We start from the raw sequence: 21,367 nt of genomic DNA on the forward strand, positions 1-21,367 counted from the left end.
ACCCCAAAATAGAGGTTTAATTTTAGAGATTTCCAGATGTCCGAATAACGGGCATATTAACGTTCATTTCGAAAATTATAAGAAAATTACGATTTACTGTGGCCCTATATTAGTGAGCATATATATCCCTTTGGTAGATATGATCTGACATATAATTTGGGCATTATGACCTTTGGTACAGTCTGCATATGGGAAAAGGATGGGTGGAATTTCAGGGGGTAAAAAATTGACAAAAATTTTGTGATATCATCTTCTATGTCCCTTCAATGCAGAATGACAGCAGATTATGGGGTCTCCCCAACTCTCTCGCAATAAAAGAACCTGGCGAAAATACGTATTTTATATATAACCTCACCTCCCGAAAACCTTTAGGCGCATAGACTTAATGCAGTCAAAATTTCTCTATTTTTCTTACTGACTTCAGATTGAATAATCTCTCCCTGAGATAGTACAAAAAGTTTGATCTTTTCAAGTTCGAGAAGTAGTTTTTCGACAGAATATTGTTTTGAAAGGCCCGTTTCCTTCAAAATCATTTGTAATCTCATTCTAATGATAAGGGCTATAAAAACCATGAACAAATAACCCCTCACCGTATCTTCTCTTCTTGCATTAAGAGGTAAAGTGTCCAAATCGTTCTTCATTCTTAAGAAACACTTCTCAACTGCATCTCTCTCACGATAAAGGGTGAGACAGGAAAGCCAGTCTAATTCGCCGTTGTAAAAAAGAATAAATCGTCCTAGGCGATTTATTCTTTGAGTAACTGCTTTCTGTCTTATTGAAACCTCGAATGTTCCGTCTGTAAATTTCCATTTCAGGTAACGTGCAAACCCTTTCGCGATTTCATTCACCACTACTTCAGGTCTTTTCCAACTTTGTGGTCTTGCTTTCTTCAATCTATCAGCCGCGTCGAATAATTGTACATAAAAAGAATCTCTTTCATCCTGTTCTCTTTTTGGGTCATAATAGCAATAGCCATCAACAGTAATTGTTCGAGGTTTATCATCGATCTCTAATTGATGCTCTAATTTCACTGGCATTGCAAATATAGGACCTTTCTCCAATTTCTGAAGATATTCAGCTTGTTTTACCTTATTTTGAGATTTACTCATTAATTCTTTAATTGACGTGAGTTGATAGGTCGCAGGCAGAATAAAAGGGATATTCTCGCTCAAAAGTTCAGCCAATGTGGTTTGGGAAAAGAAACCTCTATCCATTACTAGTCTAAATTGTTCTGAACCAGCATCTCTCAATCGTATGATGGTATTTTTCAACGTAGTGATGTCGGCAATACTTCCTGGATATATATCATAACGGACGGGAATACCTTTTTCCTTATCCACTACCAGTGAAAAATTAATCTGAGGAAGGCCATCATTATCCCGATTGTATCCATATTCTAGGCTCTCTAAAAGTTTAGATGAACTGGATAAACTGGTAATGTCATAGAGAAGAGTTGCATTTGGTTCAATTTGAGCAGCGAATCGTCTCATAAACTCTTCAGGGATGTTTTTTTGACCAAGGTTTGCCAAGAATTCACTTATTCTTTGGCTAGATAGAGGCAATTTATTGTTATTTAGCCATAGTGAAGATCCTTCATACCACACCTGAACATTTGTCATCGCCGTTGGGCGAAGAATTCGGTTGTAAACGAGAGTTAATAATGTATCCGTTTCTGATTCTGAAAGAAATTCTTCCAGTGTTGCCTGTATTGAAAGCTCTTGGGTAATACTTTGAAGTGGTAGCAGATTCCCGTGATTATATGCGAATTTTGGGGCAGAAGAAACTACCATTCGTGCAGGAATCATTTCACTCGTTCGAACCTTAACAGGTTGCCCATCTATGTTTTTTCCGAGGTACTTTGATTTATGCCGGATCTGCTTTTTTTCTTTATCATAGTAAGGAGTATCTTCGTACCAGTACTCAATCCCATTAATTTTTTTGATACGTTTTTTAACCTGCATTTCTGTTACTAATTTATAAGCACATAAAATATTTAAATGTAACTGTTAAAAAGTTTAAAAATAGGGTTATTTATCAAAATTATTCTAAAACAAAGTAAAAATTAGACTTAAAACAAGTTTTCTTATGCGCCTATGATCCAGTAGATGAGGATATAAGGCTATAATGTCACAATGGATTGGTTCATCTGGTCACCGCGGTCATGCAGTCATGAAATTAGATACTTGATTTCGTGTTGAAGTGACTATGAGCGGTGGTCGTGGGTATGCAGTCCAAAACTTAAATTTTTATTCGTGATATTATTACACTGATAAAAATCCTAGATTTTTATGGAACTACGTTCATTTCACCAATATGTGAGTTTGTTGTTTTTTAGATCAGGTTCACAATGAAAAAACCCGGTCAATATTGGAAGGATGATCTGATATGGAAAAAGATACTATTTTACTTCGTATATCATATATTATTAGTGAATACTTAATACCTAGGAGAGTATGGTTCAATAAGGTGATTATCATAACTAGTCAGACAAAAATTTCAGAAGGTTACTCGACAGTTCTCCCTGCTGAAATCAGAAAAACACTAACCCTAACTCCCGGGGATATTCTCCAATGGTATATTGACAATAATACAGAGGCTGTTGCATAACCAAAATGTCATTTCCGCAAGAGGACAATTTCCATTCGATTGGAACTTAAATCGTCGAAAAAAAACTGGGTTTTTCCTCATTGTACTAACTGTTTGAAGTTATGCAACAGCCTCTACAATTATAATTAAACCAAGAAAGAGGGTGACACTATCTGATATTTTGGTTCTATAAGCTCTGGAGGGGATGCTGTAGAAGATAAAAAGAAAAATCAATGTGGTGAGAAATGATTTTTGTTGATTCATCTTTTTTTTTGTCGCACTTGTTGATTCAAAGGATCAATGGCTTAAAAAGGCAAAAGATCTCCTGCCTGTTCTTGCAGATGACAATATGCTTATTTCAGATCTTATCATAGTTGAATCGGTATCCATAATAGGAAAAAGAAGTGGAGGAAAAGCAGGAGAGTAACTATTCAATTATTTTTACTGATAATTGCCATACTGTTCATTTAGGAGAAAAAACCCTAAAATAAGGCATATTTGAGTTTTTAAAGTACGATGGGACTCTTTCAGTCCCAGATGCTGTATCAGTTTTCATAATGAAAATACAACATCTTGATAAAATAGTCTCATTTGATTCATATTTCGATAAAGCTGATGGAATTATAAGAATTTGTGGTTAATGTGTCGCTAAGAATATACAAAGCAGGTTTACGATAGAAGCCAGTATTTAGATAAATACAGTTATTCTGACATATTGAGGTGTAATAGCTTCAATTTTTCGAAAGAAAAAGATGATGCAGTTGTTCTGGTATCCCCAACCGCTAAAGGATGGGCCGAACCTGCTCTCTGGCAATTGCAGATGATCCTGGACGATATCTGTCCTGGTGGTCAGATCAACATAGAAACAGTGAATGGTTATCAGGATTTTTAGAAAGTAAAAACCCGCTTGACATATATCGGGGCACATAAGGACAAACTGGTGTCACTCACCATTGTTCCGGGTATTCATGCATGGATAGAATATTCAGGCGATGTTAAAAATCAGTCATGGCAGAAAAAGTTTGAATCCAATTGTATATCTGTCACGGTTGAAGCCAAAGGATTGGGAGAATATAATCTGGTCATAGAATTGTTCATGTACCTGCGTCGAATAGCCAGGTTAGGTTACCCTAACCCAGCCTTCCAAGAACGGACCGTGCGATTTTCACCGCAATCCGCTCAAGTTTTTCACTACCCGCTTTTATGGGCGTAGTGAAGGAACATCCGTATCGATCTTTGCTTTGAGAGGAAAACTCCTGGCCTGTTTTCAAAATACTCGGTATCAATAAACGGATTTGCATCCAGTTTTATGAATTTTCGGTATTGAATTTTGGTGTTGGAGAAGTTTTCGAGAGTAAGAGTAGAGGTTCTAAAGACCTGTTTTCTGGTAAGTGTTGGGTGCCAGTATTTTCTGGCAATCCATCTCTTCCCTTTATTATTATGACGGCGCTTTGCCCATCTCCACAACATATTTCGGACAACCCAGTCAAGTTTCCCAAAGGTCATACTTGCAGAAACCGTCCGGTGATACATTGCCCATCCCTTAATTACGGGATTTAGGGCTTTGATAAGGTCTTCCTGTTTCCAGGCCTTCGCCGACTTAATGATTACCCTTACTTTATCAATGATTGCGGCAATAGCTTTCTTCGAAGGTTGTATCAGGAATTTGCCTTTGAATTTTCTGAATTTCAGCCCAGGAAATCGAACCCCTCGTTGATATGAACGATTTTGGTCTTTTCCTCAGAGAGTTCAAGCCCTCGTTCATGAAGAAATTCAGTGATGAGTTCCTTGCACTGGAGTGCCGTTTCCTGTGAGTCTGCCGTTACGAGAAAATCATCTGCAAACCGTATGAGATGAACCTTATTTCCGGGAAAGTGTTCTTTCAACATTCTTTCCATGCCGTCAAGAGCCATGTTAGCCAATAAGGGGGAAATTAAGCCGCCTTGGGGCGTACCTGACTTGTTACGGTAGAGTATTCCATCATAAATATAACCGGCTTTCAGGAATTGGTTAAGGATTCTTTGGTCAAGAGGGATGTTATCAAGCATCCATTGGTGTGCGAAATTATCGAAGCACCCTTTTATGTCACCTTCTAATATCCATTGGCCCGAAGTCTTTCTGCTTAAGCACTGAAAAGTGTATGAAGCAGCATCCTGTGCATTTCGCTTCATTCGGAATCCGAATGATGTCTTGTCTGCTGTGGTCTCAGCCCAAGGCATAAGAGCCATTGCATACAAAGCTTGCATAGCACGGTCATACATGGTTGGAATCGAAAGAGGTCGCATTTTACTCGATTGCGGTTTAGGGATGTAGATTCTCCGGAGAGGTTTTGCCCGATAGCCCTTGTCCGAAAGCGTTAATGCTGCTTTCATTTTCTGTTCAGGGGTGGTCCATTTTTCCCCATCTACTCCTGCACTTCTTTTACCTCTGTTTTTGGTTACTCGTTGTACTGCCAACATTTTTGCATAAAACGAATGTGTAAGCAGATACTGGAGTCGTCTTGCAAGTCGACATTGGCCGTTCTTCACTGCTTTTGCGATACGTGTCTGAAGTCGCTTTACATAATCTCTTGCTTTAGCAAATGGAAATTTCTTCCATTGTTTTGCAAGTTTTCTGTCCGAGATGTCCTCGCTTTTATGCGTAATTGAACTTATCCCGTTCATTGAAACCATCCTGTTCGCCGTGAAAAACCAGCTGCACGTCGGCACCCTTTCAGGTCAGGGCAAAGTTTGAACCCCTATCCACAGCCATTACAGCCGGGCATTCGCGTTTTGCAGCCTCCTACTCCCACTACGCATGTGGTTCCTCTCACAAGGTTCTTACCTAAAAAAATTTTTTTTTTTTTTTTTTTAGGAGCGTATTGGGTTTTCCAAGTTCAATAAATCGGATAATTGTGGTATTTTAGGACCCGCCCATAGACCGGAATCAGCTTCGTCCATTCGTACCAGCATAATTCAAGCTACTGATACCGTGATTCTCCCTCAGTGGGGACAGGGGCAAATCTCTTTCCTCCTGATATAATTAACGATCCTGCAGCGGTTCAACGTTTGTTTGTCCATGATACCTTTCCCTGGCAGCTTATCCCAAAGAGACTATGGGAATCACCACGTTGTTCCTGCAGCTTCGCACCCGTTTATTGCTAAACACGCACGTGCAGGTAGGGACGCCCAGAATGGATTGGGTGGCGTTCCCGATTTTAAACCGGGTTCGCAATCCGATTTACTGCTTCTTGTCGCACTGGATCGTTTTACTTCTTCAATTGATTGATGCCGCTGGATGGCATGTATGGTAACATGAGCAAGTTCACGGAACTGATCAGATCCTCCACCTTTATGGAGATAGTGATCTGCACCCCAGTTCAGGGCTTCTACCGCTATCTCTTCCCTGCTTTTCCCGGTAAAAAGAATAAATGGAGTTTTGTCACCAGTTGATCGAAGATTGATAAGAAAGGTAATGCCATTTGATCCAGGCATATCAAAATCTGAAATAATTGCATCATATTTCTTTTCCTGATGCATTATCAGACCGGTATCAGGATCTTCAGCCAGGTCTATGGAGAATTCACCAAATTTAGGGAGAAATAAGCTGATGAGATCCCGAATTATTGGTTCATCATCAACATACAAGATAGAATACATGAAAATCAGATCTGAAACCGAGAAAGATTTAATAAAGCATTTGGTTCAAAAGCAATAAAAAAACTAAAGTATTCCGGATTTTTTATGAGTATCTGTTTTAGAAGTTCCGTAGCATCATCACGTGAGAGTTGATGGTTTTGATAATTAGCTGAAAAATATGTCGAAAGCATGTTAGCGCAGAGGAGCCCTTCACTTATTTTTTCCTTGATTATGGTTAATTCCATAGTATTTTGGGTGACCAGTAGTTCCTCTGCAGATTGTGCAGCAAGGGCTGATAAACTGAACCATGAGAATACAATCACACATAATCCGATAAGAATCATACAACATGTTGATGATATTGCAATCTTTTTTTGGATGGTATTTAATCGAAATATAGGCATTTCTATTCTCCTGAAAAAATTATGCCCCATTAAGTAAATTTATATTTACTTTGATACAAAATATTTGTTTTAATGGGTTAATAGCCTGTTGATCCAGGCATATATGTTGGGAAAATAGTGTTAATAATACTAACTAAATATTAAAAATTTTCAATACGTAATAATATTGTTCGAATTCCTCGCGTAATCACTTTTAAACTCGAGAAATATTATTCTTCATTGTATTCATTGACATAGCTTATTCCCTGATATAATTTGGAATGGCATTTCGGATTTTTTGAAGAGGATATCTATATGTTACAATGGTGATTAAGATTAAAAAATATAATCTCATATTTTCTATACCAGGTAAGGGGGTATGACACGTGTGTAACTCAAATATTTTTCTTGATGTTCAAATTAATAAAATGGGTCTTTTTTTTTAAAATAAAGTCGAATTTGCTAATTTGAGATTGACTGCTTTTTTAAATAATAAAGGGAGTTCAAATAGGGTTTATAATGGCTAAAAATTGTACGAAATTAGATTTTTAAATGCCCGCTATTGTGGGGATGATTAGGATCATGGTTTGATATGAATCAGACAAGATTTAGAAATAGTGGCTCGTGGTACAAACATTTTGGGGGCAAATATCCGGCACAAAAAAAGGCACGGGTATTTGATAAAAAGTATGTTATCTCGTATACGTGCCCTTTAGTGAGTTAATAGGGGCGATTAGGATCCGGGGATGAGATGATCGTTCATGTGTGCCATGTTAATTGAATTAAGGATTGGAAATTACTGGCATTTAAGATTTTTTCAGCGATCAAGGAAGAATTCCTGAGTTTTTGATTGAATGAATAAGGATATGTGGTGCAGTTATTTTTTGTAAAATTGAATGGTCAAGTCTTACATATCACTAACTATTTAAGTTCAATTTTAAATAATAATTTAATAAATTTAAATGCCTTCTCTACAAATTACAAATAATGCGTATTTTATCGCAAATTTATTGTAATAGCGAGTATATTAAAATTATTTTTAATTATATATAAATTTAACAAAATAAATAATTTTATAAGTAAATAATTACACACAATTATGTGCTTATAAATTTATGGAGTGGCATAATGAAAGGTCATGGCAAGAAAATTGAGAGTCATGGAGCAGTGTTACTTGTCTCCATCGGAACGACCCAGGCGGAAGGGAGAGCAGTTATTGATACCTGTATAAAGAAGATACAGAAAGAATATCCAAAAGCAGAGGTTGCGTATTCATTCACATCCGAACCGGTCAGACTTGTCCTGCGGGAACAGAATGAATATATTCTGGGACCTCTGGCGGCGATTACATCTCTTCTGGATAAAGGTCATTCACAGGTTGTTGTGCAGCCATTATTCATTACATCCGGGGCACGATATCATGAGTTATATCCGATTATCACTGCCCTCAATGAACTAGCCGGAGCACATGGAGCAGTGGGTTTTGACGGGATACTTATCAGTTCCTCACTGCTCATGAACCCGGAGGATTATGTTGACACGGCTCAGGCAATCGAGTCAATTTACTCAATTAAGGCAAAAGATGAGGCAGTTGTTCTGGTATCTCCAACGGCAGAAGGGGGAGCTGAACCTGCATTATGCCAACTGCAGATGATTCTGGATGATATCTGTCCAGGTGGTCAGATTATTATTGGAACAGTGAATGGTTATCCGGATTTTGAGAAAGTGAAAAAACGTCTGTCCCATATCGGAGCAAAGAAAGTTAAACTGGTTCCACTCACCATCGTTCCGGGAATTCATGCATGGATAGAACTTTCCGGCAATGCAAATACCCAGTCGTGGCAGAAGCAGTTAGAATCCATTGGTTGTTCTGTCACAGTTGAAACCAAAGGATTAGGAGAATATGATCAGGTCATTGAACTGTTCATGAATCGGCTGAAAAGAACGGCTGAATCACATAATTTCCTTAAATAACCTTTTTTCTGTAATTCATTTGGGTACGATCCCAAAGATCATACCTGTACCCCATCATGCTCTGCCGTTTCAGTTAGAATCTTCTCATCCCAGATTTTCTCTTCCTCCCGATCTTACATGAGCAAGTAGATCTCATTAGCCCCGCATTAATTAGTAGATCCAGAAATCGGGCTACATTTCCTGGTAATTATTGCTTTGCGTAATCCTCTCAAATTATTGCATTCAATAACAAACCACAGAATTGTTCCATCCGGAAGAGACAATTGAATAAAAACATCAGACAGGCCTATCCTTAAGTCATATTCCCTGGTTATCTGTTCGCCTGTGTTAATTATTCACTGAAAAGGGGTCTGATAGAGAAGTGAGAGTCATTTTTTTGTAAATGGCGTTCTAGGGTTATTTTTTTGTTTTTCTCTAAAAATCTAACAAAAAAAGGGGAATAATTGCTTTATTGTAAAACAAAAGATCCCTGTTGCATGACCTTGTCGCTGGCCTTATCAATGAGTTTATACTCACACTTGGTGTTCAGGTATGCTGCAAAACCACCTGCTGCACCATCTGGTTTCCAGGATATCACGGAACCACTGGAATCAATACGGCAGTCATCTGCATAAACCATGAACTTATCTCCGGGTTTTATGAATCCATCATCGTCTCCAATTTCCATAATATACTTATCTACAGATGGTGGAAGACAGGTAGTACTTGGGATTTTGTCACTTAAATCAATAATTGTTTTTGTGTCACCTGATTGAATCTGGAGGGCAACATCTGCAAGAGCAAAAGATTCTCCACCCTTATGTTCAAATTCCAAACCATTTGCGGACACAAATCCGGATGGATGATCTGCTTGATAGTTGGTTTTATCTGTATCGGAAATATTTTGGATAATCCCTTTTACTCCAAGAGAGATCTGAGGGGCTTTGGATTGATCTGAAGCTAATGATCCGGCAAATCCACTGACTACTGCAGCGATGATAATCGTTACTACCAGCATCAGGAGAATGCCAACAACCGGTGAAACCGCTTCATCTTTTCTTACAGCGATCATTTTACCACAACCTCCTTGGAATAGATAGTTTTTTGACTGGGAGTATGAAGAATGTTTACCTGAACGGTTGCCCCTGGTTTAAAGTCCGCATCATCAATAGTATCAGGATCCGGATCCGTCCCTGCAGTCCAATCAAGGCCGAGGAATTCTGCAACCTGCCGGGTAGATCCTGCAGAAAGGATGTCACCAGTTGAAATGGTGTAGTTACCAAAATCTGCTTTATCATTATTTCCAGCATATCCAACCTTTGAAATGTCATTGAGATATGGTAACCGTGTATAACTTGTTCCATATCCATATAAATCAAATTTTTCACTGGTGGCGGAGTGAGAAGTCTTGTAAATATGACCCGTGCTATTGGTAAAGTAGGTAATAATTTCAAGATCTTTGGTGGGTATAGGATCTCCACTCAGCATTTCGAATGTCATTTGGCTTGTTGTTCCTCCCATCCCATTACTTGCAGATGTATCAATCTTTACATCCATGGACACCGATGGAGCTGCCTTGGCATCTCCGGCCAGCCCCCCGGCAAACCCACTCACCACAGCAGCAACGATAATCGTCACCACAAGCATTAACAGAACACCGATCACAGGCGATACTGCCGGATCCGTTCTGCCTTTATTTATTTTCATCATTGTCACACGCTCAAATATTTTTGTGCTAAGTAAAAAAATTCTTAGCAAAAAAAGAATGATGGTTCTACATTAATATACATTTCTTTCATATGTGGGCACCCTAATTAGAATCTAAAGGCATTCAATGCAATCTTTTTACTATCCCGGTAATACCATAGAAAACACGCATCATAAGGGAACATTGTAATATCCAGGAAGAAACTATTTGTGGAGAATCAGGATCAATCTCTCATAAAACGCATCAACATATAATTTTATCAATAGAGGGTGTTGCACCAATGATCAATATCATGCAGGATCACAAATGATCGATCTCTACCCCTTAAGCTATCAACCAAAATAGACTAATGGATGTATGAACCTGCATGTATCAATTCCCACTTTACATACTGTGTTTGCAAAAATATAGGAAAAACCTGAACCTCTTGACGGTTTTATAATATTCGTAGCAAATTCTTTAATTTTAACTATACCCTCAAATCTGATAAGTTTTTTTATATTATGCACTAATGCAGCTAAAAAGAATTCTCCCTCGCAATTCTCTTTCCCTTTTTGAGAGAAACTCCTAAACCTCATATTATGTTTCATATTACCAAAAACTGGTTCGACCATGTATTTTCGTTTTCGATATAACTCTCTACCAGTGGGGGATTTCACACGTACTTCCATAACTCGTTTACAAATTTCCTGAGTTGTTGCTTGTTTCTCTCTGTTCATAAAAGATTGCCAAACAAACGTCCCGATACTTTGCAATTCCGGAAATGTGATTATTTCTCCCATACAAATCGCCCGACATATCATTTCCATTCGTGAGATATACCCATCATTATCTGAATATTCTGGAATTTTTCTTTCTTTAGAAGGAGGGATGATGAGTTGAATGCCATAATCCAATTCTGCTAAAGAATTCGGGTATGAGAAATAACCTGCATCAGATAGTAGTATATTAGGCGAAATTGATGGATGAATACCCGTAAAAAGGTCTTCGAGTTCATTTAGCATAGGTATTAATAATTTTTTATCGTTTTGCTCATCTGATATCATTGCAGCGAGGATAAATTGATTTTCAGAAACGATAATCTGCCCATTATACCCTTGAATCCAGCCATTGGTGGTTGACATTATCTGACTTTCAGGATCAGTGAGATTTACTTTTGAATCTGAAGATGGCTCTTTTTTAGGCTCTAAAGGCTTTCTACCTCGTTTCTTTTTACCCGATTCTAATTCTTCTTTTTCGCGGTCCAGAATCTTTTCTTCTTGTTTTTTAGATTCGATATCATGTCGTTCAATTAATTTCTCTTTAGCCCGATTAAGAACTTCCTTTCGTTTTTCTTTTGTTGAAAGATGCTCAGGTAGTCGGTTAATCTCCATATCCTGAATATTTATATCATCGTTTTCTAACTCATCAATTTCCTGTGATTCATCAAAAAGCCGACCTAGCTCTGCTTCAAGGTATTTTAATTTTTTATTGGCTGATAAAGAGGCATTACAGCCAAATTTTGATCCATCGAGGGCTAGGACACCGATTCTTGCTATCCCGGATTCTACGATAATTTGAGATAATTGTTTAAAAAGGGATTTGATTTCTTTTGAATTATTCTTCTTGAAACGATAGATCGTTGTATGGTCAGGTGTAAGATTATTGGCGACAATCCGATATCCAATATCATAATGGCAGCACATCTCAATTTTTCTGCTAGATTTTTCTCCACGAATCATTGAATAAATTATTATTCCAAGCATTGAACGAGGATCAAAAAAGGCAGAACCGCGACCATCGTCACGATATTTATTAATAAATGGACTAATATCGAGAATCGAAAGAATTTCTAATATGCCATAAGTAATATCATTTTCAGATAGCCAGTCCATCGCATTGACAGGGAGTAAAAATTGTTGTTCATTACCATATCCTCTAATCATGTTATAGCGATGAGACATATAATATATTGATCTTAATAATATATATAATTAAGCTTTAATAATTTATATTAAGCTTTTTTTGTGTTTGTGCAACAGCCTCAATAACCAAAAAAATTGAATATAGATACACCTTCACAAAAGAGTCTCCAAATAATGATGGTACTGGATTCGTTCGTATGCATACCTGATTCCAATCTAGAATCTGAACTTGTCAAAGAGAAAAAACCCTCGAAGCCATGAAACTATTAATGATCAGTTCTAACTGCCAAAAACTGGCATGGACACTTTTTTTGCTCTTATGTACCATGATCTGTTCTGCCGGTTGTCTTGATATGTCCTTCCTTGCCCCTCATTCATCCGATAGTTCAGATACTTCTTTGACAGAGGATAAGGACCCAGAGCCTACAATTACTCCGGCCCCGGAAGAAAATACAGAATCGGCATTCCCCCCTGACATGCCCCCACAAATACGGGAAAGACTCATACGGGAGGGAAAAATCCCATCTCCTGTGCAGAGGCAGATAACCGAAACACAACAGACTATACACAATCCTGTCCCCACGTCCTATGTCATTCAGGGTGCAGGTTCCCTCTCTGATGATGTGTTTATTCCTTCACGGGAATCAATTTATTTTTCGAATAATACTTCAGGGTCCGGACCCGGAAACCTCAATCCAGTATATGCCCAAACGGACATTCCATTAAACTCCAATATAAAGGAACTGAAAATCCATGCCGAAAAGGGTCCCTTTTCTGTCAGATTCACCGTGCATCCAAAAAGTACTCCTCTTGTTTCCTGGGCAAAAATTACAGTTCTGGATCCTTTCCAGAATATCCTTCATGAAGATGGATATAATCGAGAATTCAGCAGTGAGCAAGTCAAAGAATTTGTTGTATTTAGAGAAGGTAATTTTACGGTCATGATAAGCGGTGGCTATGCAACCCTTGACATCAGTATCAACACTCCGGACGGACAGGTCCAACCCCGGGCATCAGCAACGAAGAGCGGGCTGGAAATTCCTGATGATATACCTCCACAGCTCAGGGAACGGCTGATGAGGGAGGGGAAGCTGTAGAAAAAACCGTTGGTATTAGAATAAGGTATTATAAAATAGAGAGCCTGAAAGAGATTTCAGGCTTCGTATGCTACAAGGACAGCTCCGAGTTTCCCTTCAAGATCCTTAATAGCCTTGAGGTCATCTGGTGTCAGGTTCTTATAATGGGGTTCTGCAAGCAGGTAAACACCAAGCTCGTTCTCCAATTGCTGAATTTTTTCTAGTTTTTGTCCGGTCAGGTTTGCAAACATCTTGACCACCAGCATTGCATAATACGCGTAAGATAATAAAATATCGCTGAAATTATTTAACGTTAACAAAACATTTGTTTATTAGGTAATCCTTTCTCCGAAAATTGCATAACAACCCTTTTTACAAATTTCAGATCAAATATTTTTTACTTTTATACATCTCACTTGTATAAGATCGCTGGTCATTTCTTTACCAGATTTAATTGTAAATAAAACCTGATACGGGGAGTATACATTACGTATGTCAGAACCTGAGCCATCTATAAAACTATTCCATACGACATCGAACCATGAAGAGATATACCGGACAGAGGATAGCATATTTATCAAACTTCCACCCGGACGGGCTGTCCTCTCGACATCATGGATAAACGGGGGATACCAGGAAGGACTAAGGGGAGTATTCAACCACCAGCCTCCCCATCATGCAACCTGTTCGCACAGCCTTGAAGGCGGATCAGTAGAAGCATACATGGCAATAGTTGCCGGAAGACTTGGATTTTCACCAAAGAAAAGTGCCGGACTTCTGACCGCGGCAAAGATGAAACATGCTGCAGTCGTAACCCGGTCATTCAGGGGGGTAGAAGTTACCGCAGTTGTCACCGGGGGAATAGAAGTGAACGGAGGGCGTGCAGGAGATCCGGCATCATACTTCCAGGAAAACGGAAATATAGAGATGATTTCCGGCACTATCAACACGCTTCTTCTCATTGGCGCACACCTCCCGGCATACGCCATGACAAAGGCCGTAATGACTGCAACCGAGGCGAAAGCAGCAGCGCTACAGGAACTCATGGCCCAGAGCAAATATTCTTCAGGAATAGCAACCGGTTCCGGGACGGATGGAATCGCAGTTATTGCAGACACAACTCATGAAAAACGACTTACTGATGCAGGCAAACACTCGAAGCTCGGTGAACTTATTGGAATTGTGGTAAAGGAGGCAACAACTACAGCGCTCCGGAGACAGTCTGAGCTTTCAGCAGAAAGCCAGGCAGATTGTATGGTACGGTTAAACCGGTTTGGAGTGAAGGAGGATGACCTCTGGGTTTTTGCAACAAGATTGGATGGAGAGAATCGAAAACCTGCCTTTTTCCGTTCACTTCAACAGGTAGCACGAGATCCTGCCATTCTCGCCGGAGTTACTGCTATTATTCATATTATGGATGAGATCAGCTGGGGTCTCCTCCCTGAGACTGCAGGAAGAAACACTGCGAGAATTTATCTTAAGGGGATTCCGGAAATGTGCGGATTAATACCGGATGAGGAACTCCACTCACTCCTCCAAAATGAAGACTCGGTAAAAGAACTCCTTCAGAAAACACTTGCATGGATAATCAAAAGGAGGATTCCGGTATAATGTCTGAATCATACAATTTTCCTTTTACTGCCATTGTTGGTCAGGAAGCAATGAAACAGGCCCTGCTCTATAATATTATAATGCCCTCCATAGGGGGCGTACTTATCAGGGGAGAGAAAGGAACAGCAAAATCAACCGCAGTCAGGGCATTGGCATCACTCCTGCCTGAACGAAAATGCGTAAAAGGGTGCCCGTTCCGATGTAATTTTGATGAACCGGATAATTATTGCTCACTCTGTAGAGGGTGTTGCACCAATGATCAATATCATGCAGGATCACAAATGATCGATCTCTACCCCTTAAGCTATCAACCAAAATAGACTAATTGATGTATGAACCTGCATGTATCAATTCCCACTTTACATACTGTGTTTGCAAAAATATAGGAAAAACCTGAACCTCTTGACGGTTTTATAATATTCGTAGCAAATTCTTTAATTTTAACTATACCCTCAAATCTGATAAGTTTTTTTATATTATGCACTAATGCAGCTAAAAAGAATTCTCCCTCGCAATTCTCTTTCCCTTTTTGAGAGAAACTCCTAAACCTCATATTATGTTTCATATTACCAAAAACTGGTTCGACCATGTATTTTCGTTTTCGATATAACTCTCTACCAGTGGGGGATTTCACACGTACTTCCATAACTCGTTTACAAATTTCCTGAGTTGTTGCTTGTTTCTCTCTGTTCATAAAAGATTGCCAAACAAACGTCCCGATACTTTGCAATTCCGGAAATGTGATTATTTCTCCCATACAAATCGCCCGACATATCATTTCCATTCGTGAGATATACCCATCATTATCTGAATATTCTGGAATTTTTCTTTCTTTAGAAGGAGGGATGATGAGTTGAATGCCATAATCCAATTCTGCTAAAGAATTCGGGTATGAGAAATAACCTGCATCAGATAGTAGTATATTAGGCGAAATTGATGGATGAATACCCGTAAAAAGGTCTTCGAGTTCATTTAGCATAGGTATTAATAATTTTTTATCGTTTTGCTCATCTGATATCATTGCAGCGAGGATAAATTGATTTTCAGAAACGATAATCTGCCCATTATACCCTTGAATCCAGCCATTGGTGGTTGACATTATCTGACTTTCAGGATCAGTGAGATTTACTTTTGAATCTGAAGATGGCTCTTTTTTAGGCTCTAAAGGCTTTCTACCTCGTTTCTTTTTACCCGATTCTAATTCTTCTTTTTCGCGGTCCAGAATCTTTTCTTCTTGTTTTTTAGATTCGATATCATGTCGTTCAATTAATTTCTCTTTAGCCCGATTAAGAACTTCCTTTCGTTTTTCTTTTGTTGAAAGATGCTCAGGTAGTCGGTTAATCTCCATATCCTGAATATTTATATCATCGTTTTCTAACTCATCAATTTCCTGTGATTCATCAAAAAGCCGACCTAGCTCTGCTTCAAGGTATTTTAATTTTTTATTGGCTGATAAAGAGGCATTACAGCCAAATTTTGATCCATCGAGGGCTAGGACACCGATTCTTGCTATCCCGGATTCTACGATAATTTGAGATAATTGTTTAAAAAGGGATTTGATTTCTTTTGAATTATTCTTCTTGAAACGATAGATCGTTGTATGGTCAGGTGTAAGATTATTGGCGACGATCCGATATCCAATATCATAATGGCAGCACATCTCAATTTTTCTGCTAGATTTTTCTCCACGAATCATTGAATAAATTATTATTCCAAGCATTGAACGAGGATCAAAAAAGGCAGAACCGCGACCATCGTCACGATATTTATTAATAAATGGACTAATCTCACCGTTCGCTGATCTTAAATTCAGATTCCTGAATTGATCCCAATTGAGTATAAACACTAATATCAACATTCATCAGATTTAAAATCTCTCGATGCTTTTGATTTATCCCAGTAATTGTGTAAAAAACCTGTTCACCATAAAATGAAACTAACAAATAAATCTCTTTGAAAAACTCAATAATTCTTTCAGTTTTAGGATTATTTACTATTTTCGTTGGATTATATTCGAAAAGACCACTCAAACCCTGACCTCTACTTTTCAGCGAATCCCTGACTTTTTTCTCAATAATAACAAGTGGTCTCATTACAATAGTCAAAAACTTCACTAAACCATCAATTCTGTCATCTCGTTGAATAAACATTGGGGCAAGTGAAAGTGCCTTTCCCTTCAGCCGATGAAATTGATGCTCTATGATATACTGATCACGGTAAGTCAGAACAACATCTTGCATCGATAATTCATTTTCTGGTTTATTTGTTACATATACCCTCCATCCTGATAATTCCTGCGCTTGTTGAAGGGCTTGCAAGTTAATAGTTGGTTTAACCTCAATTCTCGTCGATTGTTCAATTCTGGCGGGATTGTTTCCGTATTTTCGTTTTGGAGTATTACTAATATGCTCGATATACTCAACTTCGAATACCGCTGTTAATCCCTTATCTCCAAGAATAGCATGTACTTTTTCTTTTGCTTCCTCGATTGTTCGGTAAATTTTCTTTCCCTTTCCTCTTTTATTCATTGAATTTATCTCAAAGAAAGCTTTTTTTACTTGCTCTTCAAGTGATAATCTGAATTTATTTGCATGAGCAAATGATTTTGCGTAGATTAGCCGTTCCTCCCAGGTTATGATTTTCCCCTCATATTCCATTGAATGAGATATTTTTTTCTCAAATCCTTCGGCTATAATCGCATCGCTTCCATCATAGTACGATCGTGAAACTTGTGTGAAGGAAAGATTAGACTCCTGATGTGCTATGATTGCAGAATAAATTTCCTGAGTAGGATGAGAGACTTCTGATAACGGGCATAAATAAAAGTCATTATTGATAGTCGTATACAAACGAGTTGCTATGGCACCCATTTTGCAATCTCCCACAAAAAGTAATCCAGATTGTCCCGTAGATTTTTTCACCTTTTCCATTGCAGGGATATAGAGAGGATCATCAGCACAATTTCCAGGGACTACACTAACGGTGAGGGGCAAACCCAGCACATCAAGCACTGAAAGTACGATTTTTATTTGAGGGAGGGAGGCGTCATCTTTTGAGTTGCCAAATTGTATTAATCCGTTTTTATCGATAATTCCATTGCTGTTTACTGTTGTCATATCAAGACGGACGATGTTTTCATCCGTTAAACCATATATACGCAGTGTAGAACGATTTAATTCAGATTCAAATCGGTTCCAAAGTTCATTATTGTGCAATAGAGATAATATACGAGCCAAATGGTCATCAGTAAAGCATTTTGGACTAAATTGAAAACCAATCAATTTTTCCAGTAAATTTTTTTTGGTAGTAACCCACTTCTCCAAGGGACACATACGATGATCATTTTCGGTCAGGCAGTAGCAGATCCAAATGGCAATCGTTTCACCAATCGGCAAACCCACCCAGTTTCTGTGAGGCGAATATACCTCATTCAAAATTCGTATGATTTGAAGTTCTTTTAATGTTTCAAAGATATATGGGATTCCGCCGATGTGTTCAATTTGATGTGTCGGAGCGATCATCCCATATATATGTACACTTCTCAGATATAAAGTTAAGCTTTATAATTTAACATTTACCTTATAAGATCAGCGAAAGGTAAGCTAATATCGAGAATCGAAAGAATTTCTAATATGCCATAAGTAATATCATTTTCAGATAGCCAGTCCATCGCATTGACAGGGAGTAAAAATTGTTGTTCATTACCATATCCTCTAATCATGTTATAGCGATGAGACATATAATATATTGATCTTAATAATATATATAATTAAGCTTTAATAATTTATATTAAGCTTTTTTTGTGTTTGTGCAACAGCCTCTGTAAAGAACGTGTATTGTCCGGGGAAGAACTGATCCCGGATATGGTCCGGATGAGAGTTGTTGAGCTTCCATTGAGTGCCACTGAAGATCGGGTTTCCGGAACACTGGATATTGAACATGCTATCCGGACTGGAAAGAGAAAGTTTCAACCGGGAATTCTTGCTGAAGCCAATGGAAATATTCTCTACGTTGATGAAGTAAATCTGCTCGAAGACCATCTGGTGGATCTACTTCTTGATGCAGCGGCAATGGGGGTAAATTACGTAGAAAGAGAAGGAATTTCATTTTCTCATCCGGCACGGTTCCTTCTTGTGGGGACTATGAACCCTGAAGAGGGTGACCTCCGTCCCCAGCTCCTGGACCGGTTTGGCCTTGTGGTGGATGTAACCGGTGAAGAGGATATGCAGGTACGCAAAGAGATCATCCGGAGAAGACTGGCCTTTGAACATAATCCAAAGGAATTCACCCGTTCTTATCATGAATCAGAAAAAGCATTACGGGATTGTGTGATGTCTGCAAAACCCATGACTGACCGGATACCAATCGATGATACAATTCTTGACAAGGTTGTAACTATTAGTCTGCGACTGGGTGTTGACGGTCATCGGGCTGATCTGACATTGATACGTGCTGCTCTTGCTTCAGCAGCTCTTGCAGGAAGAGCATCCATTTCCCGGGAAGACATTACCCGGGCTGCCGGACTTGCCCTCCCTCACCGGATGTATCGCAGACCTTTCGAGGAACAGTATAGTAACATGGAACAGGTAGAATCCTGGATTGCGGAGCTTTATCAGGATGTTTCATGAGCACGAGTATTTTGCTGATATTAAAGGACTTAATGAAGCAAAATTATCACTTCTTCTCTTCCTGGTATCACCAGTTATCAGGAGTCTGATTCTTATTGGTGGGACCGGTACTGGTAAATCTCATCTTGCCAGGCTGACCAAATCAGTAACAGATGTGAAAACCGTACATCTCCCTCAACATGCAACATGGGACCGGGTTTTTGGCTCAATTGATATCACGGCCTCATTAGCACGGGGAGAAAAAGTAATTGAGCACGGACTTTTAAAAAAGGCTGATGGAGGTATTGTTATCATGGATGATATTCATCTCATGGATCATACTCTCATAACCGCAGTTCTCTCTGCAGCAGAAACCGGAATGGTGAAAATTGAAAGAGATGGAATATCATCAGGATATCAGACAAATTTTAAAATAATCGCGACCCTGAATCAGGATGAAGGGGAAATCTCTCCACATATAATTGATCGGTTTTCCCTCTGTGCTCTATGCCCGGCAATAACCGATCCACTGCTCCGGAAGCAGTTTCTTGAAAAAGCCATAATAAGAAATCCTGGTAATTTTATTCCCGATTCTAAATCCTCTGAAAAAGAAAATCAACAAAGAGAACAGATTTTACAAGCCCAACACCGGTACCCATATGTCCAAATTCCGGATGGGATAATGGATCTGATCACCAGCCTTGCTACAGACCTGGGAGTTGAGGGTCATCGTGGTGATATTGCTCATTCCAGCGCAGCATCTGCCCTTGCAGCGTTGAACGAACGAGATCAGGTTTCGGTTGATGATATTTCAGCAACTCTCCAGGTATCTCTCCAACACCGAAGACGAGATTACCAGAAAGAGCCACAATCTTCACATGATACCGATAAAAATAAATCATCTCCACCGGAACCCGAGAATAAAAAGGACGGCGATGGATTGCCACAGGATAACCGGCACGAAGAAGGGGATCAGAATGAGTCACAGCAAAAACAAATCCCACAAGCTCCTGCTCCGGATCAGGTCTTTACAATAGGCGATATACAATTCACAAAAGATCTCATAGTTCAAAAGAAAAACAAAAATTTCCATTCAATGGTTAAAACCGGGAAAAAGGGATCACATCAGAAAATATCTGATAGCGGGAGATATTTCCGGTCAAAAAATCCTTCAGGAAAAATCTACGATATCGCGTTTGATGCGACTTTCCGTGCAGCGGCACCACACCAGATTACCCGATCAAATGGAACGCTCGCCTTGAATATATCCGTACAGGACATTCGTGTAAAAGAACGGAAACGAAAATCCGGGCGTACTATAATCTTTGTTGTCGATTCAAGTGGTTCCATGGGTGCTGCAAAACGAATGAGTGCAGTCAAGGGAGCAGTCCTCTCATTATTGAAAGATGCATATATCAACCGAGACCAGGTGGCTCTCATTTCATTCAGGGGGCCGGGAGCAGAAGTTCTGTTAAAACCCACCCGAAGTGGAATGACTGCGTATCATCAGCTGGCGCATCTTCCAACCGGAGGACAAACCCCCTTATCCTCTGGAATTTACACTACAGTAAGCCTCATCAGAACTATCAGACGGAAAAATTCTCATGATGAACCGTTTGTCATAATTATCTCTGATGGCAGGGCCAATCATGCACGATCTGATAATGATCCGGTTGCAGAAGCATGGATGGCTGCGGCGGCTGCGAGAAATGAGAAAGCACATTACTATGTCATAGATACTGAATGTGGCTACCCCCGGTTTTTCCTGGCAAAAAAACTTGCTGAACATATCGGGGGAACATATACCCTGCTTGATACGATGAACGGAGAAGAAATCGTTCAGCTTGTCAGACAGGAGAGGGGTCGTTAAACCAAATATCGATGAATTAAATAAAAAAATATTTAACTAAAATAAAGTTACA

The 21,367-nt window shown here is 39.1% G+C and carries 20 protein-coding genes; 8 read left to right on the forward strand and 12 right to left on the reverse strand.

Annotated elements, in window-relative coordinates:
• Positions 1-368: 368 nt before the first annotated feature.
• Complete coding sequence (locus MHUN_RS01355) at positions 369-1,961, reverse strand: IS1634-like element ISMhu8 family transposase (RefSeq protein WP_011447329.1); 1,593 nt, start codon at positions 1,959-1,961, stop codon at positions 369-371.
• Between the two features lie 424 nt (positions 1,962-2,385).
• Between MHUN_RS01355 and MHUN_RS01360 the strand changes: the two genes are divergently transcribed.
• On the forward strand, positions 2,386-2,607 hold the full coding sequence (locus MHUN_RS01360) for an AbrB/MazE/SpoVT family DNA-binding domain-containing protein (protein ID WP_048067184.1): 222 nt from the start codon (positions 2,386-2,388) through the stop codon (positions 2,605-2,607).
• A gap of 886 nt (positions 2,608-3,493) precedes the next feature.
• Positions 3,494-3,799 carry a sirohydrochlorin cobaltochelatase gene (locus MHUN_RS19895; RefSeq protein WP_048067185.1) on the forward strand — a complete coding sequence of 102 codons (306 nt, stop codon included), beginning with the start codon at positions 3,494-3,496 and terminating at the stop codon, positions 3,797-3,799.
• On the opposite strand, the gene MHUN_RS19350 is transcribed toward MHUN_RS19895, so the two are convergent.
• From MHUN_RS19350 to MHUN_RS01380, 4 genes are all read right to left on the reverse strand, one after another.
• A complete protein-coding gene (locus MHUN_RS19350) occupies positions 3,778-4,278 on the reverse strand; it encodes a group II intron maturase-specific domain-containing protein (RefSeq protein WP_338040850.1) in 501 nt (166 codons plus the stop codon). The genes MHUN_RS19895 and MHUN_RS19350 overlap by 22 nt on opposite strands.
• Positions 4,275-5,249 carry a reverse transcriptase domain-containing protein gene (locus tag MHUN_RS01370; protein ID WP_239441549.1) on the reverse strand — a complete coding sequence of 325 codons (975 nt, stop codon included), beginning with the start codon at positions 5,247-5,249 and terminating at the stop codon, positions 4,275-4,277. Before MHUN_RS01370 ends, MHUN_RS19350 begins: the two co-directional genes overlap by 4 nt.
• Positions 5,250-5,687: 438 nt before the next feature.
• Positions 5,688-6,224 carry a response regulator gene (locus MHUN_RS01375; protein WP_011447330.1) on the reverse strand — a complete coding sequence of 179 codons (537 nt, stop codon included), beginning with the start codon at positions 6,222-6,224 and terminating at the stop codon, positions 5,688-5,690.
• A gap of 5 nt (positions 6,225-6,229) precedes the next feature.
• Positions 6,230-6,547 (reverse strand): hypothetical protein, encoded by a 318-nt coding sequence (locus tag MHUN_RS01380; protein WP_143709309.1) that lies wholly within the window; start codon positions 6,545-6,547, stop codon positions 6,230-6,232.
• A gap of 1,167 nt (positions 6,548-7,714) precedes the next feature.
• On the opposite strand from MHUN_RS01380, the gene MHUN_RS01385 reads away from it, so the two are divergent.
• Positions 7,715-8,560, forward strand: a complete 846-nt coding sequence (locus MHUN_RS01385) for a sirohydrochlorin cobaltochelatase (RefSeq protein ID WP_011447332.1) — start codon at positions 7,715-7,717, stop codon at positions 8,558-8,560.
• A 448-nt stretch (positions 8,561-9,008) separates the two neighbouring features.
• Here the strand turns inward: MHUN_RS01385 and MHUN_RS01390 are convergent, their stop codons facing one another.
• From MHUN_RS01390 to MHUN_RS01400, 3 genes are all read right to left on the reverse strand, one after another.
• Entirely contained in the window at positions 9,009-9,611 is a 603-nt protein-coding gene (locus MHUN_RS01390; RefSeq protein WP_011447333.1) for a type IV pilin N-terminal domain-containing protein, read from the reverse strand.
• A complete protein-coding gene (locus tag MHUN_RS01395) occupies positions 9,608-10,249 on the reverse strand; it encodes a type IV pilin N-terminal domain-containing protein (RefSeq protein ID WP_052288783.1) in 642 nt (213 codons plus the stop codon). The genes MHUN_RS01390 and MHUN_RS01395 overlap by 4 nt, the downstream gene beginning before the upstream one ends.
• A gap of 330 nt (positions 10,250-10,579) precedes the next feature.
• Positions 10,580-12,190 (reverse strand): IS1182-like element ISMhu2 family transposase, encoded by a 1,611-nt coding sequence (locus tag MHUN_RS01400; RefSeq protein ID WP_011447335.1) that lies wholly within the window; start codon positions 12,188-12,190, stop codon positions 10,580-10,582.
• Positions 12,191-12,408: 218 nt separating this feature from the next.
• On the opposite strand from MHUN_RS01400, the gene MHUN_RS01405 reads away from it, so the two are divergent.
• A complete protein-coding gene (locus MHUN_RS01405) occupies positions 12,409-13,248 on the forward strand; it encodes a hypothetical protein (RefSeq protein WP_011447336.1) in 840 nt (279 codons plus the stop codon).
• 56 nt (positions 13,249-13,304) lie between these two features.
• Here MHUN_RS01405 and MHUN_RS18555 read toward each other — a convergent pair whose 3' ends face one another.
• A complete protein-coding gene (locus tag MHUN_RS18555) occupies positions 13,305-13,493 on the reverse strand; it encodes a hypothetical protein (protein WP_143709310.1) in 189 nt (62 codons plus the stop codon).
• Positions 13,494-13,719: 226 nt separating this feature from the next.
• On the opposite strand from MHUN_RS18555, the gene MHUN_RS01410 reads away from it, so the two are divergent.
• On the forward strand, positions 13,720-14,838 hold the full coding sequence (locus MHUN_RS01410; RefSeq protein WP_011447337.1) for an adenosylcobinamide amidohydrolase: 1,119 nt from the start codon (positions 13,720-13,722) through the stop codon (positions 14,836-14,838).
• A complete protein-coding gene (locus MHUN_RS19840) occupies positions 14,838-15,158 on the forward strand; it encodes an Mg-chelatase subunit ChlI-like protein (RefSeq protein ID WP_011447338.1) in 321 nt (106 codons plus the stop codon). Before MHUN_RS01410 ends, MHUN_RS19840 begins: the two co-directional genes overlap by 1 nt.
• Here the strand turns inward: MHUN_RS19840 and MHUN_RS01420 are convergent.
• From MHUN_RS01420 to MHUN_RS18855, 3 genes are read right to left on the reverse strand one after another with little or no spacing between them, the layout of a single operon-like run.
• Positions 15,146-16,696, reverse strand: a complete 1,551-nt coding sequence (locus MHUN_RS01420) for an IS1182 family transposase (protein WP_011447339.1) — start codon at positions 16,694-16,696, stop codon at positions 15,146-15,148. The two genes, MHUN_RS19840 and MHUN_RS01420, sit on opposite strands and share 13 nt — an antisense overlap.
• Positions 16,626-18,359 carry an IS1634-like element ISMhu4 family transposase gene (locus tag MHUN_RS01425; RefSeq protein WP_011447340.1) on the reverse strand — a complete coding sequence of 578 codons (1,734 nt, stop codon included), beginning with the start codon at positions 18,357-18,359 and terminating at the stop codon, positions 16,626-16,628. Before MHUN_RS01425 ends, MHUN_RS01420 begins: the two co-directional genes overlap by 71 nt.
• Before the next feature lie 53 nt (positions 18,360-18,412).
• Positions 18,413-18,559: a hypothetical protein gene (locus tag MHUN_RS18855; RefSeq protein WP_158498124.1), complete on the reverse strand. Its 147-nt coding sequence runs from the start codon at positions 18,557-18,559 to the stop codon at positions 18,413-18,415.
• 85 nt (positions 18,560-18,644) lie between these two features.
• Between MHUN_RS18855 and MHUN_RS01430 the strand changes: the two genes are divergently transcribed.
• Both MHUN_RS01430 and MHUN_RS17030 read left to right on the forward strand, forming a co-directional pair.
• Complete coding sequence (locus MHUN_RS01430; RefSeq protein ID WP_239441550.1) at positions 18,645-19,466, forward strand: ATP-binding protein; 822 nt, start codon at positions 18,645-18,647, stop codon at positions 19,464-19,466.
• On the forward strand, positions 19,456-21,315 hold the full coding sequence (locus MHUN_RS17030; RefSeq protein ID WP_011447342.1) for a VWA domain-containing protein: 1,860 nt from the start codon (positions 19,456-19,458) through the stop codon (positions 21,313-21,315). The genes MHUN_RS01430 and MHUN_RS17030 overlap by 11 nt, the downstream gene beginning before the upstream one ends.
• Positions 21,316-21,367: the final 52 nt, after the last annotated feature.

Origin of the sequence: Methanospirillum hungatei JF-1, assembly GCF_000013445.1 — an archaeon.
GTDB lineage: Archaea > Halobacteriota > Methanomicrobia > Methanomicrobiales > Methanospirillaceae > Methanospirillum > Methanospirillum hungatei.